Source organism: Kaistella sp., assembly GCF_049588135.1.
Classification (GTDB): domain Bacteria; phylum Bacteroidota; class Bacteroidia; order Flavobacteriales; family Weeksellaceae; genus Kaistella.
Genome location: NZ_JBAVFG010000123.1, coordinates 1 through 7,135, shown reverse-complemented (window position 1 = coordinate 7,135; position 7,135 = coordinate 1). Strand labels below are relative to the sequence as shown.

The 7,135-nt window shown below is 35.0% G+C and carries 6 protein-coding genes; 3 read left to right on the top strand and 3 right to left on the bottom strand.

The genetic code is table 11. From position 1 onward, the window contains the following. The 3 genes from WBY99_RS07010 to WBY99_RS07000 all read left to right on the top strand — a co-directional run. A partial coding sequence (locus tag WBY99_RS07010; RefSeq protein ID WP_423975617.1) for a DUF1684 domain-containing protein occupies positions 1-483 on the top strand: 483 nt, incomplete at its 5' end. Positions 484-561: 78 nt separating this feature from the next. After that, entirely contained in the window at positions 562-1,371 is an 810-nt protein-coding gene (locus WBY99_RS07005) for a glucose 1-dehydrogenase (RefSeq protein WP_423975616.1), read from the top strand. Positions 1,372-1,454: 83 nt separating this feature from the next. Beyond that, entirely contained in the window at positions 1,455-4,103 is a 2,649-nt protein-coding gene (locus tag WBY99_RS07000) for an MGH1-like glycoside hydrolase domain-containing protein (RefSeq protein ID WP_423975615.1), read from the top strand. A gap of 85 nt (positions 4,104-4,188) precedes the next feature. Here WBY99_RS07000 and mtaB read toward each other — a convergent pair whose 3' ends face one another. The 3 genes from mtaB to WBY99_RS06985 form a co-directional block, all read right to left on the bottom strand. Further along, positions 4,189-5,538 carry a tRNA (N(6)-L-threonylcarbamoyladenosine(37)-C(2))-methylthiotransferase MtaB gene (gene mtaB, locus WBY99_RS06995; protein ID WP_423975614.1) on the bottom strand — a complete coding sequence of 450 codons (1,350 nt, stop codon included), beginning with the start codon at positions 5,536-5,538 and terminating at the stop codon, positions 4,189-4,191. 125 nt (positions 5,539-5,663) lie between these two features. After that, entirely contained in the window at positions 5,664-6,245 is a 582-nt protein-coding gene (locus WBY99_RS06990; protein WP_423975613.1) for a hypothetical protein, read from the bottom strand. 95 nt (positions 6,246-6,340) lie between these two features. Then, positions 6,341-6,931 carry a DUF1572 family protein gene (locus WBY99_RS06985; protein ID WP_423975612.1) on the bottom strand — a complete coding sequence of 197 codons (591 nt, stop codon included), beginning with the start codon at positions 6,929-6,931 and terminating at the stop codon, positions 6,341-6,343. Positions 6,932-7,135: the final 204 nt, after the last annotated feature.

Sequence of the window (7,135 nt, the reverse complement as noted above, 5' to 3'; positions counted from 1 at the left end):
CCACTGCGAGGAAGTAATTTTACCAATTTCAAAGAACATCCTTTTTTTCCAATCAATCTAAAATATCGGGTTACTGCAAAATTCATTAAAACTGAAAACACAGTACCATTTGAACTTCCCACTTCTTCCGGCAAAACAAGAACCTATCAAGAATTCGGCAAGGCAATATTTGTTTTAGATGGCAAGGAATTGATTTTAACGCTTTATCAAAATTTAGCATTAATAAAGAATAAAAAATACAAAGATTATCTTTTTCTCCCATTCCGAGATGCGACCAATGGAATCGAAACTTATGGTGGCGGGAAATATCTGGATTTAAAAATCCCCAAAAATGACATTATTATTCTGGATTTCAATAAATCCTATCATCCGTTTTGTGCTTATAATGCCTTAGATTATAACTGCCCGATTGTTCCCAAAGAAAATTTCTTGCCGATAAGAATTGAAGCTGGAGTAATGTATGAAGACGTTTACTATCATTAAAAATAGATTTTAATTCCTATTTTAAAATTTTGGCTCGATACTTTCTTTTTCATTATGTTCAAAAAATAAACTCATTATATGGAAGTTTCTTTAAAAAATCAAGTCGCTATAATCACCGGATCCTCCAGCGGAATCGGAGCAGGAGTTGCAAAATCAATGGCAGAATCTGGCGCCCAAGTCGTTATTAATTACCCTTTTGCAGGCGCAGTAGATCAGGCAAATACGGTGTTGAAGGAGATTACCGATAATGGTGGAAAAGGAATCGTTTACCAATGCGATGTTTCGAAAGAAGAGGAAGTCGTTAAAATGTTTCAGGATGTTGTAAAAGAATTGGGTACTGTTGATATTTTAGTTAATAATGCTGGGATTCAGAAAGATGCGAAGTTTACAGAAATGACTTTGGATCAATGGAATGCCGTAATTGGAATTAATTTAACAGGTCAATTTTTGTGTGCTCGGGAAGCCATTAAAGAATTCTTGAGAAGAGGAATCGATCCTTCTCGTTCCGTAGCTTGCGGAAAAATTATTCATATTTCTTCGGTGCACGAAATTATTCCTTGGTCTGGACACGCCAATTATGCTTCTAGCAAAGGTGCAATCCGAATGTTGATGCAAACTTTAGCTCAAGAATATGGTGCAAATAAAATCCGTGTAAATTCGATTTGTCCCGGTGCAATTCAAACGCCCATTAATACAAGTGCTTGGGATACGCCAGAAGCATTGAATTCTTTACTTCGTTTAATTCCTTATGACAGAATAGGCCAGCCACAAGATATTGGCAATCTCGCAGTTTTCTTAGCCAGCGATCAATCGGATTATATAACGGGAACAAGTGTTTTTATCGATGGCGGAATGACGACTTTTGAATCGTTTTCTACTGGTGGATAGATTCTCTTTTTTAGAAGGTAAAATATTAAAAATTTTTAATTGAATCTTTCCTAAATATTAATCTGCATTAAAACTCAAATAAAATGTTAGAAGAAAACAAAAGACTACCTGATATTTCTTGGAAAAAATGGGGACCTTACGTCAGCAATCGAGAATGGGGTGTAGTGCGTGAAGATTACAGTGCTGATGGCGATGCCTGGAATTATACCAATCACGATACCGCAGAAGCAAAAACTTACCGATGGGGAGAAGAGGGAATTTGCGGAATTTGTGATGACAAACAATTGCTGGTTTTTTCACTTGGAGTTTGGAACAAAAAAGACAAAATGGTCAAAGAACGTTTTTTTGGCTTGACAAACGAACAAGGAAACCACGGCGAAGATGTAAAAGAATATTACTATTATTTAGATAATACGCCGACACATTCTTACATGAAGATGTTGTATAAATATCCTCAAAACGCTTTCCCTTACGATGATTTAATTTATAAAAATGCACAAGCTGGAAAACAAAATCCCGAATATGAACTCATCGATACTGGGATTTTTGATCAGAATGAATATTTTGACATCTTCATCGAATACGTAAAATCTTCCCCCGAAGATATTCTTATCAAAATCACCGTTATCAATAAATCTTCGAATGATGCACCATTAATTCTTTTGCCCACGATTTGGTTTAGAAATTCTTGGAGTTGGGGATATGATGATTATCGACCTCAATTAAACGGTGTAAAATCGAATCAAATTGCAATCAATCATAAAGATTTATCAATAAAAAATATCTACGCAAAACAATCTTCGGATATTCTTTTTTGTGACAATGAAACCAATTATCAAAGGATATTTCAATCTGTAAATTCTGGGAAATATTGTAAAGACGGCATCAATGATTTTATTATTAATGGAAATAAAAACTCCATTAATTCAGATGAAAATGGCACCAAAGCTTCTTTCTTGATCGATGAAATAGTCGCAGCAAATACTACACAAATTTTTGAATTCAGATTATGCGACAAAGATTTTGATCAACCTTTTGCAGATTTTGAAACTATTTTTTTACAACGAAAAACGGAAGCCGATGATTTTTATAAAGAAGTACAAAAAGGAGTAAAAACAGATGATGAAAAATTGGTGCAGCGGCAAGCTTTTGCGGGAATGTTGTGGAGCAAGCAATTTTATCATTACAATATTGAAAAATGGTTGGAGGGTGATCCTGCCGAAATTCCGCCACCGAAATCGCGAAGACATATTCGAAATGAAGACTGGGGAAATTTCAATTCTCTGAATATTATTTCAATGCCCGATAAATGGGAATATCCGTGGTTTGCCACTTGGGATTTGGCATTTCATACTTTAAGTTTTTCCATTATCGATTCAGATTTTGCCAAACAGCAATTGAAACTTTTAACGCTCGAATGGTTCATGCATCCTAATGGTCAACTGCCAGCGTATGAGTGGAATTTTAGCGATGTGAATCCACCTGTTCATGCTTGGGCAGCTTTCAGGGTTTTTAAAATTGATGAGGTAGTAAAAGGAAAACCAGATCTTGAATTTCTGGAAGGGGTTTTTCAAAAATTATTGATGACTTTTACTTGGTGGGTCAACAAAAAAGACCACAACGGAAATAATATTTTCGAAGGTGGTTTCCTAGGTTTAGACAATATCGGTATTTTTGACCGAAACGAAACTTTACCGAATGGTGAAATTTTAGAGCAAGCCGACGGTACAAGTTGGATGGCAATGTTCGCGCTGAATATGATGAGAATCGCGCTGGAATTGGCATTGTATAATAAAGTATATGAAGATATGGCAACAAAATTCTTCGAGCATTTTTTAAGTATTGCCAATGCATTAGACAATATGGGAGAAAATGATTTTTCGCTCTGGGACGATCAGGATGAGTTTTTCTATGATGCCTTGCAGTTGAAAGACTGTACCAATATGTTTATGCGAATCCGCACAATCGTAGGTTTGATTCCAATGTTTGCCGTAGAAGTAATCGATGAAGAAATGCTCGATCAATTGCCTGCTTTTAAAGAAAGGATGGACTGGGTGTTAAAAAACAAACCGAAATTGGCGGCACTCGTTTCTCACTGGGAAGTAAAAGGCGACGATTCCAAACATTTACTTTCTTTGCTCAGAGGTCATCGATTAAAAAAACTCTTAGAACGAATGCTGAATGAGAAAGAATTTCTAAGCGACTATGGAGTAAGGGCTTTGTCAAAGGGATATGAAGAAAATCCATTTCATATTAATTTAGACGGAACCGATTATACCGTAAAATATCTTCCAGCAGAAAGTGATAGTGATATGTTCGGTGGCAATAGCAATTGGCGTGGACCAATTTGGTTTCCAATTAATTTTTTAATTATTGAAAGTTTACAGCGTTTCTTCTTTTATTACAGCCCCGATTTTAAAGTAGAATGTCCTACTGGAAGCGGAAATTATTTAAGTTTAGATGAGATTGCAGATTTTCTTGGAAAACGGCTAGCGAAGATTTTCTTAATGGACGAAAATGGGAAACGCCCTTTTAACGGGCAATATCCAAGATTTCAGGAAGACGAAGGTTTCAAAGATTATATCTTATTTTATGAATATTTTCATGGTGATAGCGGCCGTGGAGTAGGAGCATCACATCAAACCGGTTGGACGGGACTCATTGCGAAAATTCTGCAACCTCGATTTTCTAAAATGCAAATGGATAAAGTACAGAATGAAAGTCTAAAGTAAGATCATTTAAAAATTGAAAAGTATTGCTAACCTAAGTTCAAGTAATAAATTGTTTCATTATCATCGAACTCAGGTTACCAAATTATTACATCTTAGCCAGAAAATTTTCAAAAGCAGCGAGTACCGAAACGGTTCCGTCGCTTTCTATTTTGGTGAGTTTTAAATTTTCTATTTGATTGACTGAGTTTTCATCAAAAGGTTTTTGTACCCGAACATAATTTTCAGTAAATCCGTACATCATTCCGTTTTTGTTTTCATGCTCCCAAAGGATAGGAAGCGTTTTTCCCAATTGGGTTTGGTAGAATGCCATTTTCTTTTTCTCAGAAAGAATTCTTAGCATTTTATTTCTTCGCTTTCTTTCAGGAATCGGAATAATACCATCCATTTCTGCAGCTTCTGTATTTTCTCTTTCAGAATAAGTGAAAACGTGAAGATAAGAAATCGGAAGTTCATTAAGGAAATTATAAGTCTCCAAAAACTTCTCTTCAGTTTCTCCAGGGAATCCCACAATTACATCAACACCAATACAGGAATCGGGCATCACTTCACGAATTTTTGCCACACGGTCAGAATATAAGCCGCTCATGTAACGGCGTTTCATTTTCTTTAATAGGTCATCGCTTCCACTTTGTAAAGGGATATGAAAATGCGGCACAAAACGCTTGCTTCTCGCCACTAATTCTATGCTTTCGTCTTTCAATAAATTCGGTTCTATCGATGAAATTCGGATTCTTTCAATACCTTCAATCTGATCCAATTCTGAAATTAAATCCAAGAAAGTATGTTCGTGTTTTTTATTTCCGAATTCACCTTTTCCATAATCACCAATATTTACACCGGTTAATACGATTTCACGAATTCCTTTTTGAGCGATTTCTGTTGCGTTTTTTACCACACTGTCGATGGTGTCTGATCGGGAAATTCCTCTTGCTAAAGGAATCGTACAATAGGTGCATTTGTAATCACAACCATCTTGCACCTTCAAAAAAGCACGGGTTCGGTCACCAATCGAATAACTTCCGATAAAGAAATCTGCTTCATCGATCTCGCAGGAATGAATGATTCCGTGGTTTTCTGATTTCTGTAAATCATCGAGATAACTTAATATATTGAATTTTTCTTTTGCTCCTAAAACAAGATCAACGCCTTCGATCGCCGAAATTTCTTCTGGTTTCAATTGCGCATAGCAACCTAGAATTACCACCAAACCGTCGGGATTGGCTTTCATGGCTCGTTTTACATGAAATTTACATTCGCGGTCTGCATTTTCGGTTACCGAACAAGTATTGATGATATACACATGAGCAGGCTCATCGAAACTGACCTTCTGATAACCCGCACCAGTAAGTTGACGGGCAATGGTTGAGGTTTCAGCAAAATTAAGTTTGCAACCTAAGGTATGAAAAGCGGCGGTTTTTAATTGTAAGTGTTCCATAATTGAATGGTGCAAATTTAAAGATTATTTTTTTTCCAAATAGAAAATGTATTGAACAAAAAAAATCACAAAAAGTTGTGATTTTTAATGAATGAAATTTAATTTTAAAAATGAAGTTTTTGATCTTATAGATGAATTATTTTTTGGTAATTATTTTCGGGTAAATTCCAAGAGCAGGCTTTTGCTTCGTTAGAAAGATAAGCGATTTTTCGATTTTCTGTATCAAAAATTCTAACTCCTTCCATCCATAACTTCGAAGTTCTGTAAATATGAAGACTCACTGAAATCTCTTCAGAATTATTAATGATGGAATTGATATCGGTTTGTTCTTCTACCAAAACATCACCAGCTCTGGCAGTTGCTTTTGAATCATATTCGATGAAATTTGAATTTTCACGATAACTGGCTTCGGTTAAACTTCCTTTTAAGACTTTGATTTTTGCGTCATAATTCGAGTGATCGCAGATGGCAGAATAAGTATTAATTCCCCAAATCTTAAGTGCCGCCACAAATTCATGATGATAAATCGGAATTCGCATAAAGGTTTCATTCGGAACTTCTAAAGGGGTAACTTGAAACAACTCATCGAAATCTTTGAATTGAAAAGTAAATAGCAAGTCGCAAACATCGTCGAAAGTTAAATGCTTCTTCGTTTTTAAATCAAGTAAAACTTGCTCGAGATTATGGATGCCACCATTTGTTTTCATGTGTTTGAGTTTGATGGTGTAAAATTAGCCAGAACCTGCTACAAGGTTTTATAAATGGTGCTGACTTTTATCAGAACTGATTGATGTCAGAATTTTCAAATCTTATAATCATCCCGAACTTCATCACTTTTTGCGAAACAAACGGGTGAGGAATTTTCTTGAATTTCCGATGAATCTTGACTTTTCATTTTTTCAAGATTCAACTTTTTTGATTCATTTTTTGGGATGGACAAAGTTTTCCAGTCGTCATTTTTTAGCATTTTTCCGATATAAATAATTTGCCCGATGTGATAAGGATAGTGGGCGAGTTGTCTTAAAACCGCATCTAAAATACGGTGTTTTTCGCCACGAATGAGAATGGTATTATTCCAATTTTCGTCTTTAATTTGATTTAAAGCATCGAACAAAACATGCCAGCCTTTTTCCCAAACCCGAATCATTTCATCTTTCGAAGCAAGGTCATTTTCAAATTCTGAATCGCGATTTCGGTTAGGTTTTTCGCCATCTTCAGTAAGAAAATTTGTCCATCGTGAGAGCATATTTTCAGAAAGATGTTTTACTAAAGTAGCAATGGAATTGCTTTCTTCATTGTATTTCCAAAACAACTGTTCCTCAGAAACTTGATCAAAAGTTTTTTCAGCGAGTTCTTTATAATATTGAAATCGGGAAATAAAAAGTTCTTTCATTTTATATATATTTTAATGAAAATTAAATCGATCAAATTTACTGAAAAGTAATGGTATGAATTCTCTTTTCATAAAGGTTGTAAATTCTATTTTTATTCTAAAATTTTGTTAATGAGCAAATTAGAGTTTCAGAACAAAGTTTTTAATATTGTGAATATTTTCGTGAAAATACAGTCATTGTGATAAGTAACAGTTATTCAAAAT

What these genes read in the sequence shown, in the direction of transcription:
- WBY99_RS07005 (WP_423975616.1), top strand. Translation starts at nt 562, where the DNA reads ATGGAAGTTTCTTTAAAAAATCAAGTCGCTATAATCACCGGATCCTCC.
- WBY99_RS07000 (WP_423975615.1), top strand. Translation starts at nt 1,455, where the DNA reads ATGTTAGAAGAAAACAAAAGACTACCTGATATTTCTTGGAAAAAATGG.
- mtaB (WP_423975614.1), bottom strand. Translation starts at nt 5,538, where the DNA reads ATGGAACACTTACAATTAAAAACCGCCGCTTTTCATACCTTAGGTTGC.
- WBY99_RS06990 (WP_423975613.1), bottom strand. Translation starts at nt 6,245, where the DNA reads ATGAAAACAAATGGTGGCATCCATAATCTCGAGCAAGTTTTACTTGAT.
- WBY99_RS06985 (WP_423975612.1), bottom strand. Translation starts at nt 6,931, where the DNA reads ATGAAAGAACTTTTTATTTCCCGATTTCAATATTATAAAGAACTCGCT.